1 protein-coding gene is annotated in these 1,623 nt (G+C 53.5%); it reads left to right on the plus strand.

The features are described from left to right. Nucleotides 1–122 precede the first annotated feature (122 nt). Nucleotides 123–1,598, plus strand: coding sequence for a transposase (locus HFP08_RS28730; protein ID WP_240941937.1), 1,476 nt, complete (start codon nucleotides 123–125; stop codon nucleotides 1,596–1,598). Nucleotides 1,599–1,623 lie beyond the last annotated feature (25 nt).

Raw genomic sequence — 1,623 nt, forward strand, 5'->3', positions numbered from 1 at the left:
CTGGACAGTGAAAAGTTCTCGTCAAAAAATGGACACATGGTAAAACAACCCAATCAAGCGAATCTGTGATATCCTTACGGTTCCTACGCCGGAAAGGAGGACAGATCGCTAGAAAGGGTTGCTTGGATAGTTTACCCTATTTCATCGCGATCGACCATACCATGTTGAAATTTATGAATGAGATATTGTCCAGTTTTCGAAATTGTTTCACCCGAACCGCTTCGTACGAGTGGTTCGTGGTCATTGTTGTCGGTCTCATGGTGCGTTCCGATCATCTTGGTGTCACTTCGATCATCCGCAATCTGGCACTGGATCCGCGCCATTACGAGTCGATGCTCCATTTCTTCCGTTCCTCCGCCTGGTCGCTGGAGTCGCTGCAACTCGCCTGGTACAAAGCGGTGAACCGACACGCACCGGTTGTACGCTTTCTTGGACGTGTCCTGCTGGTTAGCGATGGTATGAAGAAGACCAAAGAAGCCAAGTACATGCCGGGTGTGAAGAAATTGCATCAGGAATCCGAGAATTCCGCCAAAGGCGAATACATCTTTGGGCACTTCTTTGGCGCAATTGGCGTGCTGGCCGGCCCGGCGGAAAAATGGTTTTGCTTGCCGCTGTTCCTCAATCTGCAGGACGGCGTGAAAGCGATCTTCGGCTGGGACGACTCCTCCGAGGAGCGGCAAGCGTCTCACGTCGTACAAGTGATCGATCAAGCCTTTACGGCTACGGGAGTCTTCGGTCGTGCGCTGCTTCTGCTGGATCGCTACTACCTGTCCATTCCCGCCCTGCAGCGGTTGGCCGAGGGTAATCGTTCGCACGCATCGTCCGTACACCTCGTGACCCGCGCCAAGATGAATGCGGTCGCCTACGAGGCGCCCACCGCGAAGAAGCCGGGGCGGGGGCGTCCGCCGAAGAAAGGCAACATGGTCAAGCTCGCCACGCTGTTTCAGACACGCGCAGCCGATTTTCAAACGACCACGGTGACGCTCTACGGCAAAGAAGAGACGGTGTCCTTCCTGTGTACGGATTTGTTATGGGGCCAGGGACTGTACCAGCAACTGCGTTTTGTGCTCGTGCGACAGGGAGAGCGTCTCGCCATTTTCGTCAGCACCGATCTGAGTCTGGAGCCCCTACAGATTCTTACCGCATACAGCTACCGATTCAAGATCGAATGCACGTTTCGCGAAATGAAGCAAGTCATTGGCGCATTCGGCTACCGCTTCTGGAGCGCGGCGATGCCAAAGCTAAACCGTTATCGCCGGAAAAAGGAACCGGACCCCCTGGAGGACGTGACGAACGAGCAGCAACAAAAACGGATCCGTTTGACCTTGCAAGCCATCGAAGGGTTTGTCATGTGCAGCGTTATTGCAACGGGATTGATTCAATTGATCGCTTTGCGCTTTTCCGGTCATAAGCCGGGGCTGTTTTTCCGCTACCTGCGCACCCCCTCCAAGTCCATCGTCTCGGAGGCCACGGTTGTGGCGTATTTTCGTCAATCGATTTTTCGCCTGTTTGCCCAAAATTCGCAGATCTCGCTAACTCAAATTATTCGTTCCAAGCAGAAAGCGGCCCAGCAGGACGCCGATTTCCTTGCTTCTTAATGATGTAAAACTTTTTACTGTCCAG

Source organism: Paenibacillus sp. HB172176 (assembly GCF_011947265.1).
Classification (GTDB): domain Bacteria; phylum Bacillota; class Bacilli; order Paenibacillales; family Paenibacillaceae; genus Pristimantibacillus.